This is a genomic window from Neobacillus muris (genome assembly GCF_943193175.1).
GTDB classification, from domain to species: Bacteria; Bacillota; Bacilli; order Bacillales; family Cytobacillaceae; genus Neobacillus; species Neobacillus muris.
This window is the reverse complement of record NZ_CALPDF010000014.1, coordinates 72,880-98,461: the sequence shown is the minus strand read 5'-3', so window position 1 is coordinate 98,461 and position 25,582 is coordinate 72,880. Positions and strand designations below refer to the sequence as shown.

Annotated in this window: 25 protein-coding genes; 4 read left to right on the top strand and 21 right to left on the bottom strand. The window is 42.7% G+C overall.

Annotated features, from left to right (window positions below; genetic code table 11):
• Window positions 1-194 precede the first annotated feature (194 nt).
• From NFS43_RS11900 to NFS43_RS11870, 7 genes are all read right to left on the bottom strand, one after another.
• A complete protein-coding gene (locus NFS43_RS11900) occupies window positions 195-434 on the bottom strand; it encodes a glutaredoxin family protein (RefSeq protein WP_251551887.1) in 240 nt (79 codons plus the stop codon).
• Window positions 435-755: 321 nt separating this feature from the next.
• A complete protein-coding gene (locus NFS43_RS11895; protein WP_251551886.1) occupies window positions 756-1,151 on the bottom strand; it encodes an acyl-CoA thioesterase in 396 nt (131 codons plus the stop codon).
• A gap of 103 nt (window positions 1,152-1,254) precedes the next feature.
• On the bottom strand, window positions 1,255-2,274 hold the full coding sequence (locus NFS43_RS11890) for an agmatinase family protein (protein ID WP_251551885.1): 1,020 nt from the start codon (window positions 2,272-2,274) through the stop codon (window positions 1,255-1,257).
• Window positions 2,252-3,544, bottom strand: a complete 1,293-nt coding sequence (gene hutI / locus NFS43_RS11885) for an imidazolonepropionase (protein WP_251551884.1) — start codon at window positions 3,542-3,544, stop codon at window positions 2,252-2,254. Before hutI ends, NFS43_RS11890 begins: the two co-directional genes overlap by 23 nt.
• A gap of 21 nt (window positions 3,545-3,565) precedes the next feature.
• Window positions 3,566-5,239 (bottom strand): urocanate hydratase, encoded by a 1,674-nt coding sequence (gene hutU / locus NFS43_RS11880; protein WP_251551883.1) that lies wholly within the window; start codon window positions 5,237-5,239, stop codon window positions 3,566-3,568.
• Window positions 5,240-5,420: 181 nt separating this feature from the next.
• Window positions 5,421-6,461, bottom strand: a complete 1,041-nt coding sequence (locus tag NFS43_RS11875; RefSeq protein ID WP_251551882.1) for an ATP-grasp domain-containing protein — start codon at window positions 6,459-6,461, stop codon at window positions 5,421-5,423.
• Between the two features lie 219 nt (window positions 6,462-6,680).
• Window positions 6,681-7,175, bottom strand: a complete 495-nt coding sequence (locus NFS43_RS11870) for a flavodoxin domain-containing protein (RefSeq protein ID WP_251551881.1) — start codon at window positions 7,173-7,175, stop codon at window positions 6,681-6,683.
• A gap of 366 nt (window positions 7,176-7,541) precedes the next feature.
• On the opposite strand from NFS43_RS11870, the gene NFS43_RS11865 reads away from it, so the two are divergent.
• Together NFS43_RS11865 and NFS43_RS11860 are read left to right on the top strand one after the other, a co-directional pair.
• Complete coding sequence (locus NFS43_RS11865) at window positions 7,542-8,876, top strand: alkaline phosphatase family protein (protein ID WP_251551880.1); 1,335 nt, start codon at window positions 7,542-7,544, stop codon at window positions 8,874-8,876.
• Window positions 8,873-10,147: an MFS transporter gene (locus NFS43_RS11860; RefSeq protein WP_251551879.1), complete on the top strand. Its 1,275-nt coding sequence runs from the start codon at window positions 8,873-8,875 to the stop codon at window positions 10,145-10,147. Before NFS43_RS11865 ends, NFS43_RS11860 begins: the two co-directional genes overlap by 4 nt.
• A 64-nt stretch (window positions 10,148-10,211) precedes the next feature.
• Here the strand turns inward: NFS43_RS11860 and copZ are convergent, their stop codons facing one another.
• The 4 genes from copZ to NFS43_RS11840 all read right to left on the bottom strand — a co-directional run bounded on the left by copZ (window position 10,212) and on the right by NFS43_RS11840 (window position 12,371).
• Window positions 10,212-10,418 carry a copper chaperone CopZ gene (copZ, locus tag NFS43_RS11855; protein ID WP_251551878.1) on the bottom strand — a complete coding sequence of 69 codons (207 nt, stop codon included), beginning with the start codon at window positions 10,416-10,418 and terminating at the stop codon, window positions 10,212-10,214.
• 15 nt (window positions 10,419-10,433) lie between these two features.
• Entirely contained in the window at window positions 10,434-10,781 is a 348-nt protein-coding gene (locus tag NFS43_RS11850; RefSeq protein ID WP_251551877.1) for a metal-sensitive transcriptional regulator, read from the bottom strand.
• 151 nt (window positions 10,782-10,932) lie between these two features.
• Window positions 10,933-11,679: a GTP pyrophosphokinase gene (locus tag NFS43_RS11845; protein WP_251551876.1), complete on the bottom strand. Its 747-nt coding sequence runs from the start codon at window positions 11,677-11,679 to the stop codon at window positions 10,933-10,935.
• Between the two features lie 20 nt (window positions 11,680-11,699).
• The gene (locus tag NFS43_RS11840; RefSeq protein WP_251551875.1) at window positions 11,700-12,371 is read right to left on the bottom strand and encodes a TetR/AcrR family transcriptional regulator; all 672 of its coding nucleotides are present in this window, start codon (window positions 12,369-12,371) and stop codon (window positions 11,700-11,702) included.
• A 309-nt stretch (window positions 12,372-12,680) separates the two neighbouring features.
• Between NFS43_RS11840 and NFS43_RS11835 the strand changes: the two genes are divergently transcribed.
• Window positions 12,681-12,842, top strand: coding sequence for a hypothetical protein (locus NFS43_RS11835; protein WP_251551874.1), 162 nt, complete (start codon window positions 12,681-12,683; stop codon window positions 12,840-12,842).
• A 51-nt stretch (window positions 12,843-12,893) separates the two neighbouring features.
• On the opposite strand, the gene NFS43_RS11830 is transcribed toward NFS43_RS11835, so the two are convergent.
• On the bottom strand, window positions 12,894-13,466 hold the full coding sequence (locus NFS43_RS11830; protein WP_251551873.1) for a DNA-3-methyladenine glycosylase I: 573 nt from the start codon (window positions 13,464-13,466) through the stop codon (window positions 12,894-12,896).
• Window positions 13,467-13,649: 183 nt separating this feature from the next.
• Here NFS43_RS11830 and NFS43_RS11825 point away from each other — a divergent pair, with 183 nt between their 5' ends.
• Window positions 13,650-14,417 carry a hypothetical protein gene (locus tag NFS43_RS11825; protein ID WP_251551872.1) on the top strand — a complete coding sequence of 256 codons (768 nt, stop codon included), beginning with the start codon at window positions 13,650-13,652 and terminating at the stop codon, window positions 14,415-14,417.
• Window positions 14,418-14,458: 41 nt separating this feature from the next.
• On the opposite strand, the gene NFS43_RS11820 is transcribed toward NFS43_RS11825, so the two are convergent.
• The 9 genes from NFS43_RS11820 to NFS43_RS11780 form a co-directional block, all read right to left on the bottom strand.
• Window positions 14,459-15,394, bottom strand: coding sequence for a manganese-dependent inorganic pyrophosphatase (locus tag NFS43_RS11820; protein ID WP_251551871.1), 936 nt, complete (start codon window positions 15,392-15,394; stop codon window positions 14,459-14,461).
• Window positions 15,395-15,499: 105 nt separating this feature from the next.
• Complete coding sequence (locus tag NFS43_RS11815) at window positions 15,500-16,360, bottom strand: GNAT family N-acetyltransferase (protein ID WP_251551870.1); 861 nt, start codon at window positions 16,358-16,360, stop codon at window positions 15,500-15,502.
• A gap of 70 nt (window positions 16,361-16,430) precedes the next feature.
• A complete protein-coding gene (locus tag NFS43_RS11810) occupies window positions 16,431-17,645 on the bottom strand; it encodes an acyl-CoA dehydrogenase family protein (RefSeq protein ID WP_251551894.1) in 1,215 nt (404 codons plus the stop codon).
• Between the two features lie 261 nt (window positions 17,646-17,906).
• On the bottom strand, window positions 17,907-19,115 hold the full coding sequence (locus tag NFS43_RS11805) for an iron-containing alcohol dehydrogenase (protein WP_251551869.1): 1,209 nt from the start codon (window positions 19,113-19,115) through the stop codon (window positions 17,907-17,909).
• Between the two features lie 19 nt (window positions 19,116-19,134).
• On the bottom strand, window positions 19,135-20,658 hold the full coding sequence (locus NFS43_RS11800) for an aldehyde dehydrogenase family protein (protein ID WP_251551868.1): 1,524 nt from the start codon (window positions 20,656-20,658) through the stop codon (window positions 19,135-19,137).
• A gap of 70 nt (window positions 20,659-20,728) precedes the next feature.
• Window positions 20,729-21,622, bottom strand: a complete 894-nt coding sequence (locus NFS43_RS11795; protein WP_251551867.1) for a R2-like ligand-binding oxidase — start codon at window positions 21,620-21,622, stop codon at window positions 20,729-20,731.
• Between the two features lie 24 nt (window positions 21,623-21,646).
• On the bottom strand, window positions 21,647-23,164 hold the full coding sequence (locus NFS43_RS11790) for a class I adenylate-forming enzyme family protein (RefSeq protein WP_251551866.1): 1,518 nt from the start codon (window positions 23,162-23,164) through the stop codon (window positions 21,647-21,649).
• A gap of 36 nt (window positions 23,165-23,200) precedes the next feature.
• Window positions 23,201-24,145, bottom strand: a complete 945-nt coding sequence (locus NFS43_RS11785) for an MBL fold metallo-hydrolase (RefSeq protein WP_251551865.1) — start codon at window positions 24,143-24,145, stop codon at window positions 23,201-23,203.
• A gap of 145 nt (window positions 24,146-24,290) precedes the next feature.
• Window positions 24,291-25,502: an ABC transporter substrate-binding protein gene (locus tag NFS43_RS11780; protein ID WP_251551864.1), complete on the bottom strand. Its 1,212-nt coding sequence runs from the start codon at window positions 25,500-25,502 to the stop codon at window positions 24,291-24,293.
• Window positions 25,503-25,582 lie beyond the last annotated feature (80 nt).

Genomic DNA, 25,582 nt, shown 5'->3' with positions numbered 1-25,582 from the left:
TAATATCTGATGGATACATGCATAGCAATGGAAAGGATAAAATAATTTTTTATGTACATATGTAATTATAGAGATACAGCATATTATTCGGGTTCATTTTCAAAATCCCTTTTAGAAATATTGGGTTAAAATGAAAAATTTATGGATTTTATCAAGATGTCCCCTTACATCCTGCATTTTAAGGGAAACCTCTATTATTCTGTTGCTCTCTCGATAAGCTCCTTTAACTCATTGGTAAATCCTTTAACTGCCCGGTTTTCCATGACCGTTACCGGAACCCCAAGGAATCCGTATTTCTCAACTTCCATTTGATATTCTGGATTTTCCGCAATATTCCGCGTTTCAAATGAAACCCCTTCTTCAGTCAGCACCTTTTTAACCATGGTACATTCAATACAGTCGTTTGTCGTGTAGACTATAACCTTTTTATTCATAAAAGCTTTCCCCTCGTTATGATTTATCAAAATATATAAATTGTCTGCCAATCCGACAATTAAACCATAATCAATCGAGAAATGTCTATTCCTGCGCTTTCCCGAGCAATAATTCCCTTATTATTGACTGTCCTCAAGCTAAACCATTTTATGCGGACCTTGATATATAGTGTTTTATGAAGAATCTTCTTTGCTTTTTCCCCAAAAAACAAAAATCGCACAGTTTGTCAAATATTGTTTATCGGCGTCTAGTGGAACAATATTTCCTATCTTTATTGGAAAACAGAATGCAAATTCCCCTTGATATCTATTAAAATATTGTCATCGTGCTGCTAAAACATTTAACTGGTCCTTTTGGTTAAGGAAACTTCTTAATGCATTTGGCACTCTGGTTTTTTCCCTCGTTTTGGTGTTAATGGTTGTTAGGACCACTTCAGCAGCTGCAGCCAATTCATTTTGACCATTTTCCATTTTCTGCATTAAAATGAAACTTGTATTTCCAATCTGTTCAAGACTTGTGGTTATCGTCAATTTTTCGTTATTCCAGATTTCCCTTCGATAATCGACCTCAATATGCACCACTACCGCTTGAACCTCAAGAGAAGTACAAAATCGGTACCATTCCTTACGGGCCTCATCAAAGTACTCAAAAAGCTTAACATTGCTGACATGTCCTCTGTCAGTCTTCGCAACTGTTTTCCACTCTGTATACGCCATCCCAATCCCACCTCGCCTGCTATACTCATCATTATAGCAAAAAAATGGAATTTAGATACCGAAAAGGAACTATCACTATATGAGACTTGGCATCTAAGGTGATCTAAAACCTATCCAGCCAAGTTTTTTGCTTCCAGTATCCGGTGAGAAAGCTGAGGAATACGTGGGTCCCCAGCTTAACCGTTGTTTCGGCTTGTGTGTCTTTAAGTGGATCAAGACAGACGATATCCATGCTGTGAACTTTCGGATGCCGGCCGGCTGCCTGTACCCCTTCCAACAATTCCCGTGATGTCATTCCTCCTGGTGTAGAAGCCGGAACTCCTGGGGCAAACGCAATGTCTAAAACGTCCATATCAACCGTTAAATAAATCGTGTCAACTTTAGTTTCCAATTGTTCTAGACATTCCCGAACAACTGTTTCAACTCCAAGTTTCCTAACTTGCTTTAAAGTCACGTATTGGACACCTTGTTTATCTGCATATTCCTTTAAGTCTCTTGTGTTGAAAAATCCATGCAAACCAATATTATAAATATCTGATCCTTTTACTATGCCGCTTTCAATCAAGTTTCGCACCGGAGTCCCATTGGAAGGTCCGTTCTCCGTTAGATCCCTGAGATCAAAATGGGTATCAAATTGAAGAACTCCAATTCGATCTTCTGGCCGTGCCCGCTTCAACCCCTTTACCATCATCGCTGTAATCGAGTGGTCACCTCCGATTGCACATATTTTCGACTTTGGGAACTTGCTGTGCAGTGCGGCGGAAGCCTCCAAAATATTATCGTGGCAGCGGAAAATATCGGTAACATGCATCGGAATATCCCCCGCATCAACAGCAGTCATTTGTCCCAAATCGATGTTTTCTTCCACATTATAAGTAGTAAAGTATTTCCAGGAGCGCCGAAATTGATTAGGGAATTCCGAAGCCCCTGATGCGCTGATGGAGGACCGGGAAAGCGGCACCCCTACTAGCAATACATCTACTTTTTCGGCTGGCAGGTAAGGACCAGATTCATTTGTCAGCGGCTGAATCCATTCATGAACTTTTGAAATGGTTTGTTCCACATCAGGGCGAATCCAAATAAAACCTGGCGGGATAATTTTAGGATAAAGAAAGTTCTTCAATAAGTTTGCCTCCTTTAACAACCACTTGGCCATGTTTTACAACCGTATCCGTATGGTTAACCCCGTACAAGTATTGAAGTTTCATATAATTATCCACATTAAAAATGGTAACATCAGCTTTTTTCCCCACTTCCAAACTTCCAATCTCCCGGCCGCGGTTAATGGCATGTGCGCCATTTATTGTGGCAGCCGTAATCACTTCAGCTGGGGTCATCCCCATTTTTAAACAGCCAAGATTCATAATAAATGGCAATGAAACCGTTGGGGATGAACCTGGATTACAGTCAGTTGCCAGTGCAACCGGTACACCAATGTCAATCATCTTCCGGGCATTCGCGGATTCTGCCATTAAAAAATAGGCCGTGCCTGGCAGCAAAACGCCTACGGTGCCTTTCTCAGCCATCAAGTACAGTCCGGTTTCCGATGCTTTTAGCAAATGGTCAGCGGTAATCGCCCCTGCCTTTGCTGCAAGCTCTGCCCCTTCATACGGTTCGATTTCATCGGCATGGATTTTGGGAATTAAGCCAAACTCTTTTCCTGCCTCTAAGAGTTTCCGTGATTGTTCTGGGGTAAATACTCCTTTTTCACAAAAAACATCATTAAACTCAGCAAGCCTCAGCTCTGCTACCTTGGGAATCATCTCTTTGATTAACTTTTGCACGTACTCATCTGGTTTTTTCTGATATGCTTTAGGAATGGCATGTGCCCCCATAAATGTGGATACAACATCAACCACATGTCTTTGGTTCAACTCCTTCGCCACTTCCAGCTGCTTCCGTTCCGTTTCCCACTCCAGCCCATAGCCGCTTTTGGCTTCGACGGTTGTCACGCCGTGCAGTAAACATTGGTTTAATCGGTCATACCCTTCCTGAAAAAGTTCCTCATATGTGGCGGCCTTAGTTTTGCTGGCTGTCGCATAGATACCGCCGCCCGCTTTCATGATTTCCATATATGATGCTCCTTGAAGCCGGAGATTAAATTCGTTTTCCCTGCTGCCAGCAAATACGAGATGCGTATGCGGGTCAACTAAACCAGGGATGGCTAGTTTTCCAGTTGCATCGATTACATCAGCATCATTTAGACGATTTTTAAACTTGGCAGCCAGCACTGTATCCTTGCCAATGTCCTGAATCACACCATTTTCTATCCAAACACTCCCCTGCTCGATAATGCCCAGGTCTGACATTCCCCCCATTACCCGTGGGGCCAGTGAACTGCCTTGTAAGGTGATTAACTGCGAGGCATTTCTGATAAAAATTGGTCTCTTCATCCGGTTTAACCTCCCTTCCCGTTAATCCTGTTCCAGCATCGGCATTTTGATTCCTTTTTTCTTAGCTGTTTTTATGGCGAGTTCGTATCCGGCATCCGCATGACGCACGATTCCCAAACCAGGATCGGTAGTCAGGACTCGCTCTAACCGGATTTCAGCTTCTTTTGTGCCGTCAGCGACAATCACCATGCCTGCATGCTGCGAGTACCCCATCCCAACTCCTCCACCATGGTGTACCGATACCCAGCTGGCACCGCCAACAGCATTAATCAGGGCATTTAGAATCGGCCAGTCCGAAACAGCATCACTTCCGTCTTTCATCGCTTCTGTTTCACGGTTTGGCGAGGCAACTGAACCTGCATCTAAATGGTCGCGGCCAATAACAATAGGAGCAGATACTTCCCCTGATGCCACCATATCATTGATGATTTTCCCTAACCGGGCACGGTCTCCATAACCCAGCCAACAAATGCGGGCGGGAAGACCCTGGAATGTAATCTTCTCTCCAGCCATTCTGATCCATTTGCATAAATGATCATCATCCTTAAACTCTTTAAGGATAGCCCGATCTATTTTTCGTATATCATCCGGATTACCAGAAAGGGCCGCCCAGCGAAACGGGCCTTTCCCTACACAAAACAGCGGGCGGATATACGCGGGCACAAACCCTGGAAAGTCAAAGGCATTCACAACCCCTTCATCCTTGGCCATTTGGCGAATGTTATTTCCATAGTCAAACGTAACCGCGCCATTTTCCTGCAGTTGGAGCATTGCTTTTACATGCTGTGCCATACTTTGTTTGGCCAGCATTATATATTTTGCTGGATTTTCCTTTCGTAATTCCGCAGCCTCCATTAGCGCATACCCGCTGGGAATATAACCATTTAATGGGTCATGGGCTGAAGTTTGGTCGGTCAGAACATCTGGCGTGAAGCCTTTTTTAATCATTAACGGGATGATGTCAGAGGCATTTCCCAGCAGCCCGATTGATAGTGCCTTTCCAGCAGCCTTGGCTTCTCGGGCAAGGGTCAGCGCCTCTTCAACATCCTTTGTTTTGAGATCCAGATAGGCTGTGGCGATCCGGCGGTCGATTTTCGCTTCATCCACTTCTACGGCAATACATACGCCTTCATTCATCGTAATTGCCAGCGGCTGTGCCCCGCCCATTCCACCTAAGCCTGCTGTTAACGTAATCGTATGCTTTAATGTTCCAGCAAATTTCTGCCGTGCAAGTTCAGCAAATGTTTCGTAAGTGCCTTGGATAATCCCCTGGCTGCCGATATAAATCCAACTGCCGGCTGTCATTTGGCCAAACATGATCAGTCCCTTTCGATCGAGTTCATGAAAATGCTCCCAGGTGGCCCATGCAGGAACAAGATTGGAATTCGCTAGCAGTACCCGAGGGGCATCCTTATGTGTTTTAAAAACTGCTACCGGCTTTCCTGATTGAATAAGCAAAGTTTCCTCATTCTCCAGTTCAAGCAGTGTATCGACAATTCGCTCATAGGAAGCCCAATTCCGTGCGGCTTTGCCTATCCCTCCATAAACAACTAATTCCTCTGGACGTTCCGCCACTTCCGGATCCAAATTATTCATCAGCATCCTTAATGCAGCCTCTTGGATCCAACCCTTTGCATGAAGCTGGGTTCCTTTATAACTTTGAATGACTTTTTGTTTGCTGGCATATTCCTCCATTTTGATTCTCTCCTCACCTAATTGATTTTATTATTAAGAATATTAGATTTACTAAAAAAAAAGACACCTTCCTTTGTGGATTGGTGTCTAGTGTAAATATATTGGCATTTATTTAGTTTCCATAATAATTTTATTGTTATCTTTTTTCACCTGAAAATCCGATAAAAAAGAAAATGATCATTTAAAGTGCCTGACGCCAGGTGTCTTTAATAATCAATTCTTGTTCAATATGGCTCGCACGTATGCCGAAACGCGGTGTGATGCTGTCTAGTTTTTCCCCCAGCAGGATTTTGATGGCGAGATATGGGAAATTAATGCCGGACAGGCAGCTGATATGAAGGCCGCCGCTCATTCTTGGATTAATTTCCAGGAGTTTTGGCACATCTTGGTTATATTTCACTTGGATATTGAATACGTATGGCACTTTATATACATCATGAAAAGCCTTAGCCAGCTGCATTAACTCATCGTGATGGACAAGCTCCCTAATCCGTCCATCTCCCTTCATTCTTGGAATGGCAGCATATAATTTTTCCTTTGATGCCAGACAATCTATGCTATATTCGCGCCCTTCCAAATACTCGAGAACCATGAGGTCAGGAAAAGTTTCCTGCTGGCTTAAGATTTTACAGGCATAGTCATAAGGAATCTGGTAGCCAACCGCATAACCGAAAAGCTGTTCAATGGAATCCATATGATCCTTTACCACACGGAACCCCGCGGCTCCTTCACCAGTAACGGGTTTAAAACAAACTTTATGGCCTTTCTTTTTCAAAGATTCATATGCCTGCTTAAAATCCCGCACATTATTGACCACATGGTAGTCAGGGATTGAAAAAAGGGATAATTCAGTCCTCATTATTAATTCCTCATACACTTTCGCCTTGTTATCCATCATCTCCATAAGACTGGAATCAGGACAAACCAGCACCCTTACTCCTATGGCTTCAAACATTGCCAGCCTTTTCGAAATCAGGACATTTTCTTTATGGGGAACAAAAATATCAATTTTATGTGTTTGGCAAAATTCAAGGCAAAAACCGATATATTCTTCACCCGATAATTTGGGTTCAATAAATGAATAATCACATTTTTGCAAATACAATGCATCGGGGTTTGGATGTGAGCCATAAATGATAAATTTCCGTTTGTCCTCATTTTCCCGGATCATTTCAATGTAATGTAACACTGTTGTAAACCATCTGTTAAACCAAATTTTCATGATAAACCTCTTTCATGTTGAAAATACCCATTCCATTATGTACCAAATGAATTTATATTATAATCAAATACTGCCTAAAAAAATCAAATAACTGCGTAATCAGCTGCAAAACCGTTTCCGCGAGGAACGGAAACGGTCATATTTGAAAATGTATTACTGTTTGTTTATGCATTTTCTGACACTTAACCATCGGCTTTAATGGACAAGTGGATGACAAGTTCAAACCAAAACAGGGCGGGAATTCATTCTCGAGGCGAATTCCATAATCGCCCTTATGTCTAAGTCCGATACATCCTCTGTTACACCGTCGACTCTTTTCACCACCTGGCGTTCGAAAAAGTTCATTTTTGACACTAGCAATTCTCCGCCGAACAGCCCCATTGCGACGGAATTCTTCCTCAGATTGATTGGAAATGATTGATTAAACTGCTCGATCGCAGTATCACCTCTCCGCATGCAGCATAAAAATAAACCAAGGTCTTTGTCCAACAATAAATCATGATATTTTACGATAAAGTGTTTCACTTTCCCTTGAATAGAACCGGCATGGATCGATCCGCCAATGATGACCGTATCATATTCCTCCGGATTCAAATTGACTTTATCTCGCCTTAAGTCAACTGCCAAAACTTCCCCTTCAAGATTCTCACTTAAAATTCGTGCTGCTTTTTCCGCAGTACCATGGGATGAGCAATAAACAATCAATGTTTTCATAATCCTGCCCCTCCTTCATATAATGGCGATTACATACCTGATTTGAAGTATTCAATACCATTATAAACCTTGCATTTTTGCAATTTCTAAAAGGCAATTGGCAATATTATGACAATTTCTATTTATCCTCCTTCTTTAACTAAGCTGAAAATCCTATAATGTGAGATCATTATAGCTTAATGTTGATCCAAAATATCCTTCATAGCAATGAAAGCGGTTACCACTCACAACTACAGGACCCATTCTGCCCAAAGGTATTCACTAATTATTAAAAACTTTACAAAAACTTTGCAATTAATCAGAAATAATGAATCCTGCTTATAGTACAATTGAAGTAACATATATATTTTTTCATGGAGGTTTTTCATGAATCGCCTTACCGAACATTTAATTATCATTTCTTTTGACTGTCTCTCAGCGCTAGACTTCCCTATACTCCAAGACTTACCCCACTTTCAGAACATCTTAAGCCAGGGAGCTCTTGTCAAAAATGTTGAAACGATTTATCCATCCGTAACCTATCCTTGCCATGCAACCATTGTCACAGGCAACTATCCAATCCGGCACGGCGTGGTCAATAATACGCTGCTGCAGCCGGGAAGAAAATCGCCCGACTGGCATTGGTTCAGGGACTCCATACGCGGCACCACACTATATGATGAAGTCAAGAAGGCTGGCATGACAACGGCGGCATTGCTTTGGCCGATTACAGGCAAAGCCAATATTGACTATAACATGCCGGAAATTTTCGCCAATCGGCCATGGCAAAATCAGATTTTCGTTTCACTTAGAAGCGGCACTCCACGTTTCCAGTGGAAACTGCATAAGCGTTTTGGACATATGCGCAACGGACTCAGCCAGCCAGAATTAGATCATTTTGCACTAGAGGCAGCAGTCGATACAATTCTTTCAAAAAAACCGAATCTATTAATGGTCCATTTTACTGATTTAGATTCACAGCGCCATTACCATGGATTCGGAAGTGACGAGGCCATCGCAGCGATTCACCGCCACGATATCCGACTTGGGAGGATTATCCATGCTTTAAAGGACACTGGAATCTATGAAAATTCCACCATAGTGGTACTTGGTGACCATAGCGCTTTAGATGAAAACAAAGCCATCCAGCTAAACTATCTTTTTCATAAACAAAATCTCTTTACTGTTAATACAAAAGGGAAAATAGTGAGTTGGAAAGCTTATTGCCATAGCTGTGATGGTTCTGCCTATATTTACTTAAAAAATCCGGATGACACGGCCACCTACAAGACAATAAAAAATCTTCTTTTCTCCTTATTGGAGAATACAGATTCCGGTATTGAACAAGTGCTGACAGGCGACCAAGCCGCTAAAAAAGGGGCGGATGGCACTTGTGCCTTCATGGTGGAAGCAAAACGGGGCTATTATTTTTCAGAGGACTTCCAAAAAGCCTTTATTAAAACGGTTACAGCTGAAGAAGCTATCTTAAATAAAAAATATACTTTGGCCACTCACGGCTACTCACCGAAAAAGGAAAATTACGGAACGATTTTTATGGCAGCAGGAAAAGGCATCAAACCTGGAACACTTCCCAGCATCCGGCTGACCGATGAAGGGCCGACGTTTGCAAGGCTGCTCGGTGTCAGTCTAGGTGATACTGATGGAACAGTGATCAACGAGCTGTTAGATTTATCATCTTATTCTTTGGAGGAAATTATATGAGCCGGTTGACAAAACAGGAAAAAAGCTGGGTTTTTTACGATTGGGCCAATTCCGCCTACTCGATTTTGATTACAACGGCCGTATTTCCATTGTATTTTAAATCAGCTGCCAATTCGGCTGGTGTGGCCGCCGCCGATTCCACGGCTTATTGGGGCTATGCCAATTCAATTGCGACCTTGCTGATCTCTATTTGCGCTCCTGTTCTTGGCAGCATTGCGGATTTTAAGGGGCTTAAAAAACGCTTGTTTACCTTTTTCTTTGCTTTAGGAATCATATTTACATTTTTACTGGGAGTTGTCCCAAGCAATCAATGGCTCATTTTGTTAGTTTGCTATATGCTTACTGTTATTGGGTTTGGCGGGACGAATATTTTCTATGATGCCTTCCTCGTGGATGTCACGGAGGAGGAACGGATGAATAAAATTTCCTCACGCGGCTATGCGATGGGGTATATCGGCAGCACAATTCCATTTATTTTGGGGATTGCACTGATCCTTTTATCCCAGCAAGGGATTCTGCCGATTTCTGTTTCCGTTGCCAGCCAAATCGCCTTTGCAATCACTGCCTTGTGGTGGAGCTTATTTACGATCCCTATGTTAAAAAATGTTCAGCAAAAATATTATAAAGAGCGCGTCCCCCATCCGATCTCCAACGGATTTAGACAGTTGTTTGAAACGGTCAAAAAAATTAAACAGTACCGCGCGTTATTTTTATTTTTAGTTGCCTACTTCTTTTACATTGACGGCGTTAATACCATCATTACCATGTCAACTGCGTATGGGACAGATTTAGGGATTGGTTCTACCAGTTTATTAATTATTTTGTTTGTGACTCAGGTCGTCGCTGCACCATTTGCCATCCTATATGGAAAGCTTGCAGATACATTTAATGGCAAGTCAATGCTTCTAGTAGGTATTTTCATTTATATAGCAGTTTGTACCTATGCTTATTTTCTAAAAACAGTCTTAGATTTCTGGATTCTTGCTATGCTGGTTGCTTCCTCGCAAGGCGGGATTCAAGCACTCAGCCGCGCCTATTTTGCCAAGCTTGTCCCGAAAGAACACGCCAATGAATTTTTTGGATTTTATAGCATTTTTTATAAGTTTGCAGCCATTTTAGGTCCGTTTTTAGTCGGATTTACTGCCCAGATGACCGGCAATACGAACAGTGGTGTTTTCAGCTTAGTCGTACTTTTTATCATTGGAGGGGCTCTTTTGCTGAGGGTGCCTGATGCAAAGTCGTTTTCAGCATCCAACTCGATTGCAAAATAATTTTTTAAGCACTGCTATTAAAAATGCACACGAAAAGTCGTGTGCATTTTTGCCAGCATAGGGACTAGTTCACATCGTACCCTTGATCATCGATTGTGTCTTTTATGGCTGCTAAACTTATCACATTGGAATCAAATTCCACAACCACTTCCCCTTTATCCAAATGAACGGCAACCTTATCTACTCCGTCCAATCGACCGACACTGCCTTCAATCGCTTTCACACAATGATTGCATGTCATCCCGCTTACGTGTAAGGTAATATTCTCCAAATTCGGTTCCTCCCTTTATTTTTTCATTAATTTTTGAATAGTTACCAAGACTTCATCGAGGACCTCGTAGTCGCCTTCTTGAATGCGTTCGACGACACAGCTTTTCATATGTCCCTCAAGAAGAATTTTTGCAACACTATTTAATGCCGACTGGGTAGCCGAGATTTGATTGATTACGTCATCACAATACGTATCTTTTTCAATTAATCCTTTAATCCCGCGAATTTGTCCTTCTATGCGATTTAATCTGGTTATTAAGTTGTTTTTAACTTTATCTGAATGATGGCTTTTCCGATGGCTGTCCTCATGGGCACAGCAGGAATCATCTAACTGCTCAGCGTTATTTTCCATTTCTATAGACATTGGAATGCCTCCTTTTCCCCATTATATCATACCCCCGTATCGTAAAGCGAAGAGATTTAGGGATCATTATTTGCATATGGAGCATACCGTGCCATTTTTTAAACAAGCATGCAAAATGGTGCCTGCAACCAAATGGCAGGCACCATAAACATTATTTATCTTTTTTTCCAGGCAGAAAACGCTCTATGATGGGAAGACTCAGGCTTTCCAAGTCTAGATTCAGCTTATCAAGCTGTAAATCCTTTAAAAGAACGTGCGACTCATTGGCTTGGCTGGCTTGTTTAATTTCGGAAATTTCGTGATGCAGCCGCTCCATTTTTTTATCTAATTGGGACGCCATTATTGCCGCTTCCTTCAATTCATCCACCATATGATGGGGTACTTCTTTATTATATTTATAATATATTTTGTGCTCCAGACTAGCCCAAAAATCCATGGCAATGGTCCTTATTTGTACTTCAATGTAGGTCAATTCCTCCCGGTCAGACATAAAAATTGGGATTTGGAGAATAAGATGAAGGCTTTGATAGCCATTTGGTTTTGGATTTTTAATATAGTCTTTGTAATCAACAACGGTAACGTCTTTTTGACTGGCAATCATTTTGCTGATTTCGTAAATATCGGAAATGAACGAACAAGTAATTCGAATACCAGCAATATCCTTTACATTTTCTTTGATCGCTTCAAGAGAAAAGTCACAGCCTTTTCGGTATATCTTTTTAAAAATGCTTTCAGGTGACTTTAATCTTGAATTTACATGTTCTATTGGGTTGTATTCATGAATATAATTAAATTCATCTTTAAGAATATTTATTTTTGTACTCATTTCATCAATCGCGAACTTGTAGGCCATCATAAATCTGGTCAGTTCAATTTTTAGGTTCTTTAATTCATTCATATCAATGACATGTTCCATAATTAATGTTCTAATTCCTCTCCTGCTGTACTGTTTTCGCAATTTCTTAAAGTTTCTAATGCCTGTGGTGGAAAAACCATTCGGCAAATGACTTTCGCCAAGGCATAATAATCCGCTTGTTTGCCGCTTTGTGCCTTTTTCTCAAAGCCATTCTCTACTAAAACTAAAATTGACCAAGACAGCGTTTCTAAATCCAGATCCTTCCAGGTTAGTCCTGCATTATACGCTTTCTGTAAATTGGAACATACTCTTGAATGGATTTGCCTTTTTGCGCCAGAAAGCATTTCTGCCAGTTCCTTATCCTTTAAGAGGATTTCGGGCAGGACACGATAAAGGCCGGATTCGTTGAGACTTCTTTCATGTTCCTCCAGTACTTTTGCTAAATAGACTTCAGGATCATTGGCCGTCCAACTTGGTTCAGGCGGAAGATACTTGTCAATTTTATCCTCTAACAGTGACATTAATAGCTGGCGTTTATCGGAAAAGTAACGATAAAAGGTGCCGATGGCAACACCAGCATGGGCTGCAATATCCTTCGCAGTGGTTTGTTCATATCCCTTTGACACAAACAAAATATGGCCGCTTTCCAACAAAGCATTCCTTTTAGCTTGAGCCCGCTCCTGTTTTGGAATGATCGGAAAATCACCGATTTGCAATTCCTCTCGCTCTGACATTTAACCACCTCGAGCTAATCATATCATAAAATAAGATATTGAACCACAGTTCATGTTTCCATTGACAATGACCCTATTTCATGTAATACTTGAACTACGGTTCATGTTAAATCCATTTCCCTGTTTAACACCCCTTTACAAAACGAAATGATCTTAACATGGCCGATTTTTTTTCATCATTTTTGAAGATGCTGGCCATTGCCAGCAGGAAAATTGAATGGTTTTTTCGAATAATTATATAATGCTTGTTACTTGATTTTAGCGATTCATTTTTTATATACTCGACCATATCGAAAGGTGATGATTCCTGTGGCTAACCAATCTGAATCCAAAAAAATCTCTGTTAATTCTACGATTTCGTTAAAAGGAATCGTAAAAGCCATCTTCAATGATACGGTTCATGTCCAAATTGGCGGCAAAATTATTACTTTGCCGGTCTCTGACTTCAGTTTAGAAAAGCCAACGTCTTAAATGCATGCTTAATAAAGAAGATTCCCCATTCGTTGGAGAATCTTCTTTTCATTATCGGGAAAGACGGGCAGTTTTTTGATAACAATTACAGGAAGTTATGTGGTCATTCACCATACCAACCGCCTGCATAAATGCATAACAGATGGTCGACCCGACAAACTTAAATCCCCGCTTTTTTAAATCCTTGCTCAATTTATCACTGATGGGTGTGCTGACAGGCACTTCCGATAAGTCGTTGAAGTGATTCTGGATTGGTGTTCCATCCACAAATGACCAAATATATGTGCTGAAGGATCCGAACTCATCTATTACTTTTTCATAGGCTTTCGCATTGGTGATTACTGCATTGATTTTTAGCTTATTCCTGACAATTCCTTCATTCTGTATAAGCTCCTGCACTTTTTTCTCATCGTATTTCACGATTTTCTCTGCCTCAAAGTTTTCGAATGCCTTTCGATAATTCTCCCGCTTTTTCAGTATGGTATACCAGCTCAAGCCTGCCTGTGCACCCTCCAGGTTTAGATACTCAAACAGCAGCCGATCATCATAAACCGGCACTCCCCATTCCTTATCATGGTACTCAATATATAATGGGTCCTGATTGACCCAGCCGCACCTATTCATAAGCTCCTCCTTATTTATTCCTCTTCATTGTTATTTTGCAGTACTTTCCTGAAAAAATAAACCCAAAACAAAGTTTTTGATCAATCACAATAGATATTCAAAATTTTGCCCAATAAAGTCCCCGCTCTTCTCTTTAAGGCATAAACTATCATACCGAAATCACTTTGAGGAGGAGAGTGAGAGATGGGCTTATATATCAATAACAGCAAGGATAATAAAATCTATAAAAATAGCCAGACAATACATGAGCCAAATCAAGCATATGCCAGACACGATTTTTTGACGGAGCTGATTGACCAACAAGTTAAGGCCAATGAGACTTTAAAACAATCGTTGGACGCACTTCAGGCACGCACGGCAGAACAAGAAAAATCCCAGCATACTAGATGGAACCGACTTGATTCCCATCTAAGCGATTTACGTAAGAACGACCAAAACCAAAAGGATGTTGACCAACAAATCATCCAATCACTACAATCGATCCATGAAAAAAATCAGCATTTTCAAACCAAGCTGAACTCCGAGGCACAGTTAAACAAAGATCTGCTCGATAAGGTTAACCAGTTAACACAAACGATAGGTGACATGTCAAAAAAAATAGCCAGCTATGAGGAAGCGTCCCAGCAGATTTCCCTGCAAATGTATGAACAATTGGAAATGCAGAAGGAAGTTTCCGAGAAAATCGCTGAACAAGAGGAATTCCAGGGAGAAGTGTTAACCAGGCTTGATACCCAGGAAGCCTTGGTTGATAAGATCACCCATCAGCTTAATCATATACGGTCGATTATTTTTGAAAGGACAAATTTTCTTGCAGCTAAAATCGAGGATGGCTATAAAGTAACATCCTCTTATGTTTATAAATTGATGACTGGTTCAGACAAACCCTTAACGTTTTTCTTATTAAACCAAAAAAACGAAGAAAACCACAGCCAATCCAGCCAAGATAACTAAAAAACCGTTCATGTCTTGGTCAGGCATGAACGGTTTTGAAATTATAAACCCTTGTTGAAAGTATCTGTTAACACCGGAACAATTTGTTTTTTACGTGAGACGACGCCTTTTAGGGCAGCCGTATTGTTTTCTAGTGATACGTTATAGGCTTTTTCAACTGCATTGGCCTTGCTTCCCAGAGCTAAACCAACAGAATCATTTGTTAAAATATCCGTCACAACAAACAAGAATAAATCAAGATCCTGTTCAGCAATTTTAGCAGAAATAGCTGTTTCTAACTCAGCCTGGCGGGCAAGGACATCATTAGTATCCACAACGTTTACTTGGGCAATGGTCACTTTGCTGCCGCCCATTTCAAATCCTTTGGCATCAAGGCTTAAAAGCTCTTCAATTGACTTATCACGGACATCAGCGCCAGCCTTCAGCATTTCGAGACCATACTTTTTTGCATCAACACCAGCAATGGCCGCTAATTCACGAGCCGCTGCCACATCCTGGCCGGTACAGGTTGGGGATTTGAACAATAAGGAGTCAGAAATAATGGCTGACAGCATCAAACCGGCGATTTCCGGCTTAATTTCTTTGCCGTTTTCCTTATACATTTTATTCAAAATGGTAGCAGTACAGCCGACAGGCTCACAACGATAATACAATGGATCACTGGTTTCAAAGTTCGCGATACGGTGGTGGTCAATAACCTCTAAAATGCGGACATCAGCAATGTCATCCGCACTCTGCTGGCGCTCATTGTGGTCAACTAGAATGACAGAGTTGGTTTCTTCTGCCACTTTTTCAACCAATCGAGGTGCTTCTGCTTTAAATTGATTTAACGCATATTGGGTTTCACTGTTCACTTGGCCAAGGCGGACAGGCTCCACATCCATACCTAGTAGTTTTTTCAAATCTGCATAAGCAATCGCAGAACAAATCGTATCTGTGTCTGGGTTTTTATGCCCAAAAATAAGGACTTTTTCCATTTGTTACTTCTCCTAACCATATGAGATTATGTAATCATGCTAATTCAATAAAGAATAGCCCTAAGGCAAATTATATAGTATCATGCTGGAGGATTCAAAAAAAATTTATCGCTTTTTCACCATTTGCACCTGTTCAGCCGTTTTTTGAAAACCCTCTGCAAGCAAGAATGGAACGATTGGATTTTTTACGGATGTATTGATTGTCATAAACGTAACCGGTTGATCCGTCCTGCCGCAAATGTTTGCAAATATTGCATTCAAAAAGCCTTGTTCTGGGTCACAGACCAGATGAAGCTGATACAGTAAAACTCTTTCCAATTGACCCTGTGCATTCCAAACTCTCCGATATAAAGCATAGCCAAGTGGTTTGCCTTCCATGTCGGTAAAGATTTGGGCTTCGCCCTGTTTCATACTCTGCCATTGGCATTGCCATGGGACATTTTCTTGGTATATCGTCAAAAATGGAAGTTGTTCAGGACGTAAAGACTCCTTATGAATCGATACAGCTTGGGTTTGATCTACCTCTCTCATTCCGCTCAAATGAACCAGTTCATCCACGATTTCATAGCCGTATCTTTGATATAAGCTTATCGCCCGTTCATTTTTCTTAATGGCTTCAAGCGTGGCAACCTCGATGCCTTCTTCCTCATAGATTTTCAACTTCTCTTCCATTAATAACTTCGAGACGCCAGACCCGCGATAGTCCTTTGCTATGCCTGTCCCTCCATTCCAACTGTACTTTTTCCCGCCAATTGTCCGGATGCCGTTTACCACGATTGCCACAGGTTCATGCTTGTCAAATGCCACAATGGAATGAGGCAGAGATAATCCTTCATTCGCAATCCGATTGAAAAATAATTCTGGAGTCATCTCTAATTTTACGAAGTACTCTTCAAACCCACGATTCCAGGCAGTAATGATATCCTCTATTTTACATTCTATTAAGCTTTTAAAAACGATCTCCATTTAGCTTCCTCCTTAACCTATTCAAGAAAAAGGTGCCAGATAAAACCAGATTCTGACACCAGATAGATGATTAATTCATACTATGCTCTGCGGCCTCCACAAACGGCCAGGCCGGCAGATTTTTGGAAAGCGGTTTGTCTTGGCGGTAGCCGAGGACATATTCCCCTTGCATTATTGTGTGGATTTCACGGGTTCCCTCATAGATTACCGGCGCTTTTGCATTCCTTAAATAACGTTCAACAGGATATTCATTGGAAAAGCCGTAGGCGCCGTGAATTTGCACCGCATCATTTGCCGCTTCAAGAGCATAATCGCACGCTTGCCATTTTGCCAACGATGTTTCACGGGTATTGCGTTTTCCTTGATTCTTCAGCCAGCCTGCCCGATACACCAATAGCCTTGATTGCTGCAATCCTGCCTCCATTTTGGCAATCATTTGCTGGACAAGCTGATGTCTGCCAATTTCTTTCCCGAAGGTTGCCCGCTCATGGCAGTATTGGACACTGGCCTCCAGGCAGGCCATAATCGTGCCGCATGCCCCTGCTGCAACAGTAAATCGGCCATTATCAAGAGCCGACATGGCAATTTTAAAGCCTTCTCCTTCCTCTCCGAGCAGGTTTTCTTTTGGAACTTTGACGTTCTCAAAAAATAATTCCCCTGTGTTGCCGGCACGGATGCCCAACTTGCCTTTGATCGCCTTGGATGAGAAGCCTTCCCATTGGCGCTCGACGATAAAGGCTGAGATGCCGTGATGCTTTTTCGATTTATCTGTGTAGGCAAACACTAAAACATGATCTGCTACATCACAAAGAGAAATCCAGGTTTTCGAGCCATTCAGTATGTAGTCATCCCCTTGCCGGATGGCGGTAGTTTGCATGGCTGCTACATCGGATCCGGCATTGGGCTCGGTCAGCCCGAAGGCGCCGACTTTTTCTCCCTTCGCTTGCGGAATCAAGTATTTTTGTTTCTGCTGTTCATTGCCCCATTGCAGCAAGGTCATACTATTTAGCCCAGTATGAACCGAAACCGCCGTGCGGAAAGCCGTATCGCCGCGCTCCAATTCTTCACAGACAATTGCTAAAGCGTTGTAATCCATTCCACTGCCGCCGTATGCTTCCGGAATGCAAACTCCCATCAAACCTAACTCTGCAAGCCGTCTTAAAATGCTTGCTTCAAAATGCTGCTGTTCATCCCATGTTTTTATGTAAGGCATAATTTCTTTATCGACAAACTGGCGTACCGTTTTTCGCAGTAATTCTTGTTCTTCAGAAAAAGAAAAGTCCATCATTGATAGGTCCTCCTTCGGTGGATATGTTTTAGATTATTAAAAAAATAAACCAATAGATTATTTCAATAAAAATACTCATTTCCCTTTATTTTCAGATTAAAAATAAGTCAATTTCCAGTTCACAGCGCTGCTATTTTCGAATTATGCTAGTTTATTTGCGAATTTCACAGTTTTATTTACGAATCTTTATTTCAGACTTTATTTATAATAGAACCGCCCAGCCAATACCATGGAGGTAGCGGCTGGGCATTAATTTTCCTATTTAACTGTCAACGGCACCACTTTTTGTCCAATCGCGGCAATCAATTCCGGCGGCATCGGGTAACTTACGGAAGCCGGATCTCTCATAACAGCAGGAACGGTCTGCTGAAGCTGTTCTTCACTGATAGCAAACTCCTTGAAATCCTCAGGCAGGCTAACTTTACGCTGAAGCAGGCGGATTTTTTCAATAGCCTTGGTTAGTGCGGTTTCAGCCGTATCATCTTTTGTAAGGACATTCAGCGCTTCTGCCAATTCCACAGCTCTTGGCAGATACAGCTGAGGAATATGCTCCATGACCACCGGCAGGAAGACAGCATTGGCCAACCCATGAGGAATCCGGAACATCGCGCCATAAGCATGAGCCAAATTATGCACTGGGATAGCATTTAGGGCAAAGCTGAACGCAGTGATCCCCATTAGGCTTGCCTGCAATAAATCCATCCGTGCATCTAAATTGCCTCCGTCAGCGACAGCCACCGGGAGCTGCTTTTCAATGAGGCGAATGGCATGCAGGGCATACGCATCTGTGAGCCCGGTTGCAGTTGGCGATGCCAGTGCCTCAATGGCGTGAGTAAGGGCATCAAATCCGGTGAACGCGGTAATCCTCGGCGGCAGACCAACCGTTAAATCTGGATCCAGAATCGCCATATCTGCATTAATGAATGGATTGATAATATTTGTCTTCATTTGAATCTCTTCATTAAAAATGACGGCAATCGGTGAAACTTCTGAGCCTGTACCCGCGGTAGTCGGAATCGCAATATGCGGAATCGGAATAAATCCTGCATTAGGGAACTGTTCATATGAAAGTCCGCCCGGAATCGCTTCTTTAATATCAGAAAGTCCCTTATGAAGAGCATATTTGACACCTTTTACCGTATCAAGCACACTTCCCCCGCCTACAGCCAGCAAGCTGTCGGCGCCGATTTCCCTGGCATGCCGGACCGCATCATTTATGCAATGGCTTTCTGCATCCTGGGCAATATCTAGATAAGTTCCCACTAATTGTGGACCGCTGCCATGACCAGTTAAATCAAAAATCGATGCCACTTTTTCGACGACTCCAGCCTGCTCCAAACCTTTGTCACTCAAAAGCAGAACCCTTTTGGCCCCAAGTCCGGCAAACAAGCTTGGCACCATGGCCCGGGAATTCGAGCCGCTATAAATTCCAGTCCGTAACATAAATTGCGATAAGGTTGTTTTCATTATTTTCATCTCCTTCACATTATTTTTGGCCAAATAGAATTCCGTACCAGTTTCTTCTTTCGAGCTCAGGTGTCATGGAGGTATGGACATGCTTCACCTGGGTATACGCATCTAGAGAATGCACACCCATTTCCCGTCCTATTCCGCTTTGCTTATAGCCTCCGAACGGAGCATCACTGCGCAGCATGTGCCAGTCATTAATCCAAACCACCCCTGCCTGCAGCTTGCGGGCCACACCATAAGCCTTATTGGCGTCCCGAGTCCAAACGCCGGCTGCCAATCCGTAAATCGTATCATTCGCCATACGGATTGCTTCCTCGACATCGGAATAACGGATAACGGACAGAACAGGTCCAAAAATTTCTTCTTGAGCGATTTTCATATCGTTGGTAACATTGGTAAAAATCGTCGGCTCAATGAAATTTCCGCCTTCACAGCCAGGAACAGTGACTTCCTTGCCCCCGCAAACCAATGTGGCCCCTTCTTGTTTCCCTGCCTCAATATAGGTAAGAATTGTTTCTTTTTGCTTTTTTGAAATAATTGGACCCACATCGGTTGCTGGGTCAAGCGGATTTCCCAGCTTAATTTTGCTGGCAAGGGCCACAAGGCCTTCTACTACTTGATCATGCAGCTTATCCGGGACAAATAGGCGGGTGCCCGATTCACACAGCTGCCCGGAGTGAAGGAATACCCCAAACAAGCTGCCAGGCAGAGCAATTTCTAAATCAGCATCCTCCAACAGGATATTAGGAGATTTTCCCCCAAGCTCCAGTGTCGTCTTTTTAATGGTGCCTGCAGCAAGCTCCATAATCCGGCGTCCTACTTCTGTTGAGCCGGTAAATGCTACTTTATCAACCATTGGATGGGTTACCAAGGCTTCGCCGACTTCCGCACCCGGACCCGTCACGACATTAATCACTCCAGGAGGGACTACGGCGGAAATCAGCTCAGCTAATTTTAATGTCGAAAGCGGGGTATAACTGGCAGGTTTGATGACTATCGTGTTGCCCATCGCCAGTGCAGGAGCTATTTTCCAAGTGGCAATGACCATTGGCAGATTCCATGGTGTAACGGCGGCACAGACACCAATTGGCTCGCGCCAAATAAAGTTATGGGCCGGTCCTGGAAACGGAGGTACTGGCAATGTTTCGGAATATGGATACTCTACTACAAACTTGGCCAATGTTTGGAACAAATCTACCATTTGCAAAATATCGCTGGCGCCAATCCGGCGGACGGTCCCGCCTGAGCTGATTGCTTCTAAGTAAGCAAGCTCCTGGGCATTTGCTGCAATCTGATGAGAAATGGCGTAAAGGACTTTGGCCCGATCCTTCGGCTTCATATTTTTCCAATCACCTTGATCAAATGCTGCCCTCGCTGCGCCCACCGCACGGTTAACATCCTCTGGAGATCCTTTCGCGGCCTTTGCAACAAGTTCTCCTGTTGCAGGATTTACTACATCAAATGTCTCCGAGCTGGCCGCTGGCTCCCATTTTCCATTGATAAAATGCGAAAATGTCTGCACTTCTACATTTACTGCCATGACGAATTCCCCCTTTAATAATGAATTTTTGCTGCAATTTAAAACTGCCATCCTGCCGCTTTTTTGATATTTATAGAATTCCAATCTCGCTGTCGGATACTTTATAAATCTCCTCAATTTTTTTGCCCTTGGCCCGTCCTAATACTTCCATTCGGACAGCCAGCTGCTTCATTGTAAAATTCATGACTTCATCAGGATCTCCGCCAAAGGAACTTACCTCTCTGCCTTCAATCCCTTCTTGATTAATCTGAATGGCCATCGGGGCAAGCTCACCCATTTTGGCCGTCACAAGATCGTATATATGCGGATGTTCACAAATTAACCGCTGCAGCAGAAAAGTACCGTAGCCAATATGGCGTGACTCATCCCGTTTTAAATTGCCAATTCCCTCTAACAAACCTGGCATGATTCCGGCAGTCTCCAAAGAGTTATAAAACGAAAAATAACCGGTTTCCGCCATGACCCCTTCGACAAACATGTTATAAACAACCGAGGCTTCTGCAACGGCTTCAGGAGATTGATCGGATACAAGGCGCGCCATTGTTTCTGGCAGAATCTCGTAAAATATCTTTTTATAAGTATCAGAATGGAAGCGGGAAAGATCTCCTGTTTCTCCAATTGCATTTAATACAAGCCGGAAAAACTCAGTGTGTTTTGCTTCCTCAAATAAAAAGGTGGTCAGGAACATTTCTTCTTCAAGCCGGCCTTCCTTGGCAATTGCCATCATTAGCGGCAGCAGGTCCAATGTCACCGCCTCCTCACCAGCTTGAAACATGGAGATGAGTTTTAAAATATCTTCCTTCTGTTCAGCCGTCATTGTCTGCCAGTCCTTTTGATCCTGCGAGAAATCAATGTCGGCTGGATTCCAGGTTCCTACCCGTTTTGCTTTTTGATACAGACGGTACGGAAAGGAATCCTCCAGCAGCCCGCGTGTGCTTGTTGTTAAAATTGTCCTTTTATCCATGATCCATTCTCCTTTTTTAAAGACTTATTTTATATAAAGGTCGGCTGCCGTCTTACGGAGATGAGTTTTAAGGATTTTGCCGACCCCATTCCTAGGAAGTGTTTCTACAAATACAATTTTTCTTGGGGTTTTGTTTTTCGCCAAATGTTCCTGGCAGTAACGGATTAATTCTTCTTCGGTGACGGCTGCCTGCGGTTTTTTCACGACAAAGGCTACGACCTCTTCACCCATCCGTTCATCCGGAACTCCCACTACCGCCGCTTCCTCAACTTCTTCATGGGCGTTTAACAGTTCTTCCACATCACGGGGATAAATATTAAAACCCCCGCGGATAATGAGGTCTTTTTTTCGGTCGACGATATAGAGGTAGCCCTCATCATCCACCCTGGCCATATCACCGGTATACAGCCATCCATCTTTTAGGACACGCTTTGATTCTTCTTCATTTTGAAAATAGCCTGGTGTTATATTGTCACCTCGGACAATTAATTCTCCTACATCGCCAATTGGAACTTCCTTTCCTGTTTCATCAACAATTTTCACTTCGACTCCTGGAATCGGGACACCTACAGAACCAGGTTTAATCTCTATTCCTTTCCTGTGTGCCGTAACGATAGGCGCGGCTTCTGATAACCCGTACCCTTCATGCACCTGCGCACCGAACTTTTTCTCAAAAGCATGCAGAAGTGCGATAGGCAGCGGGGCTGAACCTGATCCTATGGACTCCAGGCTGGATGTATCGTACCGATCGGCATTTGGATAGGAAACCATGGCATAAATCATCGCCGGCACGGCAGAAAACGATCTGACTTGATATTTTTCGATCGTACGCAGAACTTCTTCCACATCAAATTTGGAAAAAACGACAATCGAGCTGCCAGTTAAGAATAAAACGTTGGTTACGGTTAACCCATATACATGGGCAAGCGGGAGCACCCCAATCGTGGTTCCGCGCTCAGCCTCATTATGTTTAGCTGAATTATCTGCATTGGAGTAAAGATTTCTGTGGGTTAACATAACCCCTTTTGGATTGCCGGTAGTACCGGATGTATAAAGGATTACAGCCGTGTCCTCTTCCTTTACATTGTCAACCCATCCACTGTCTTGCGGCTCCATCACATCATAGAGATTTGTTGCTTCTTCACCAGTCGGCTGGTCGGCGACAATGACGTGAGGCCTTACTGGCAGTCCTTCTAAGGCTTTTTCTACATTATGGATAACATATGAGGAGGTAATGACCGCTTTTGCTCCGGAATTTAAAGCGATATAATGAAGTTCTTTAGGATGAAGTAAAAACATGACTGGCACTATGATCGCACCAGCTCTTGTAATGCCTTGATAAGCAAACAGCACTTCCGGACAATTGGGCATGCAGACCATGACACGATCGCCTTTTTCAATCCCCAGCTTCCTCAATCCATTGGCCAATTGGTCAGCATGCCGCTTCGTTTCAACATTTGTGTAGGTTTTTTCCTTATAATGCAATAGAGGATATTCACCAAATTCCCTGATATTGGTTTCAAGCAGGTCTTTCAGTTTCACAGCATTCACTCCTTAATAAATTATCTGGGAGCATTTCTAGATCGCGTGATAAATCATGATCAGGCCTTGTTGTTCAAAACGAACTTGCTGTCTTGAAACTAAAAGATCTAAGTGGCCCTGAATTTGAGATAATCCTAAAAACACAGATTGGCCATGCAGATGGGGGTACATTTGCCTGTTAATTTCGTAGATGGTTTTTGCACCATCTTCCAGGATATGTAGAATTTGATTGCACCGCTTTTCCTGTTCCTGAAATCTTTGGTCAATCAACGCGATATGATCGAAAAAAACCTCCCCATGCCCTGGATAGATGGTGGCAAGCGGCAATTGTCTGACTTTTTTAAGAGAATCCCGGTATTGCAGCAATGGTTTTGGACGTTCTCTTTCGCCTGGATCCGGCGGTTCGATAAAGGCATTAACCGAAAAGGCTTTAATCAAATGATCGCCGGCAAAACTTATTCCCGATTCTTGGTTCCATAGTAAAATGTCTGACTGGCTATGGCCAGGCACGTGAACAACTTTAAATTCTGCACCTCCAAGCCGAACTGTATCTCCTTCTCTAAGGTACTCCACATTTCTCCAATTTTCCTTGCGATAACGCCGCCGGACAATATGCTCGTCGAAGTTCGCCCCGCAGCCAGTAATAAAATCCCGAAAAAACTGTTGTGCCTTTTCAAAGTCATCCCTATCTGCATTTAATGGGCCGCTGGCCATTTCATGGACATAAATAGGCACATCAATTTCTTGCTGAATATAAGGAATCCCCCCTGAATGATCGATATGAATATGAGTAAGCACGATTTGATCAAGATCACTTAGGCGGACTCCATTTTCCTCAAGCTTTGCCTTGAACTGTTGAAAGGACTCCTTTCCGGGATTGCCGGTATCAACAAGACTGATGGTTTTCCCTATGACTAAAAAGGCATTGACCGTTCCTTCGGCAAAAGTGGTTTCTAGTTCGATGGGAACAACTCTAACCAATTTTTTGGCCCTCCCTCGGTATGGTTATCGAACCCATTTGTTGTTTTGTACATATTTGACTGATACTTGTTCAATCAATTCCCCCCCTTGATATAGATGGTTATTACTTCAAGGGGGGCATTATGGTTAGGTTATTCGCGAAAAATTATTTGGTAATTTTAATGGGAACAACCTTGCCATCTTCAACGGCCGCTACTTCCAATTCACCATCAAAGCCGCCGCCAGTGAATTTGGTAAACTCATAAACTTTTACATTATCTGGTATATTCTCTACACCCTTTTGCATGGCAGCTATTATTTTATCAGGGTCATCCACTGTTCCCGCGGCTTTCATAGCCTCAGCAAAGATATGCATGCCAATATAGTTTAGACCTGCTTCTGAACCAGGTGTTTCACCATATTTCTCCTCGTATTTCTTTGCAAAATCAGGGATCGCTGGACTCTTCGATTCGATTAAAGGCATGACTCCAATAGAACCATTCATCAGGTCGTACGAGCCGGTAACCGCTTTCATCTCATCGAACTTTGCTTGGTCCATGACGATAAATCCGCCTTTAAAGCCCAGTTCTCTTGCCTGCTTAAGTACTTTTGCTGTCGGTTCAGATGCACCGCCGATAAATAAGACGTCTGGTTTTTCTTTTAGTGCATTTGTAATAATGGTAAAGAAGTCAGTTTCCTTTGCAAAGTCAATGGAAGATTCATAGACTACTTTGCCGCCCTCTTTTTCCCAATGTTCTTTTAATAATTCCGCCCAATCCTTTCCATATTGGGAGGATGTTGGCAGGAAGGCGATTTTTTTGCCGAAATTTTTCATCTCGTAATCTGTAAACGTTTTTAAATAGCCATCATAACGAGGCGGAATTCGAACTGTCAATTCATTCCCAACCTCTGAAACTTTCGGCTCACTCGTATAAGCGCCAATGATAAATTTAGGCTGCTGCTGATTGAAAACCTGCAAGGCAAATACTCCTCCGCTGTGCGGTGTAAAAATAATCGGAGTTTTATTTTCCTGAAGCAATCTTTTTGCGTTTGCTCCTGCTTCATTTGGAAGATATTTATCATCCAGCGAAACAACATTAAATTTGTATTTCTTCCCGGCAACCTCTATCCCGCCAGCGCTGTTAAGCTCCTCAACAGCCATTTTTAATCCGTTTAATGTCCGTTCACCATAAAACGCGGCAGAACCGCTTAATGGACCTGTGTAACCAATATTGACAGTACCTGCCCCCCCAGATCCTCCGCCGCTGCCTCCCTTATCCTCGCTGCTTGTCTCTTTACTCGAACTGTTGCAGGCTGCCAGCATAAAGATCATCATGAACAGAATGCTCATTATGAACATAGACTTAAACCGTTTCATTGGTTTTCCCCCTTATTATTCATTCGTCATTTTCAGAGACAAAAGTGTTGAAAGCCCAGTAATCACCTCCTTAAAACGAC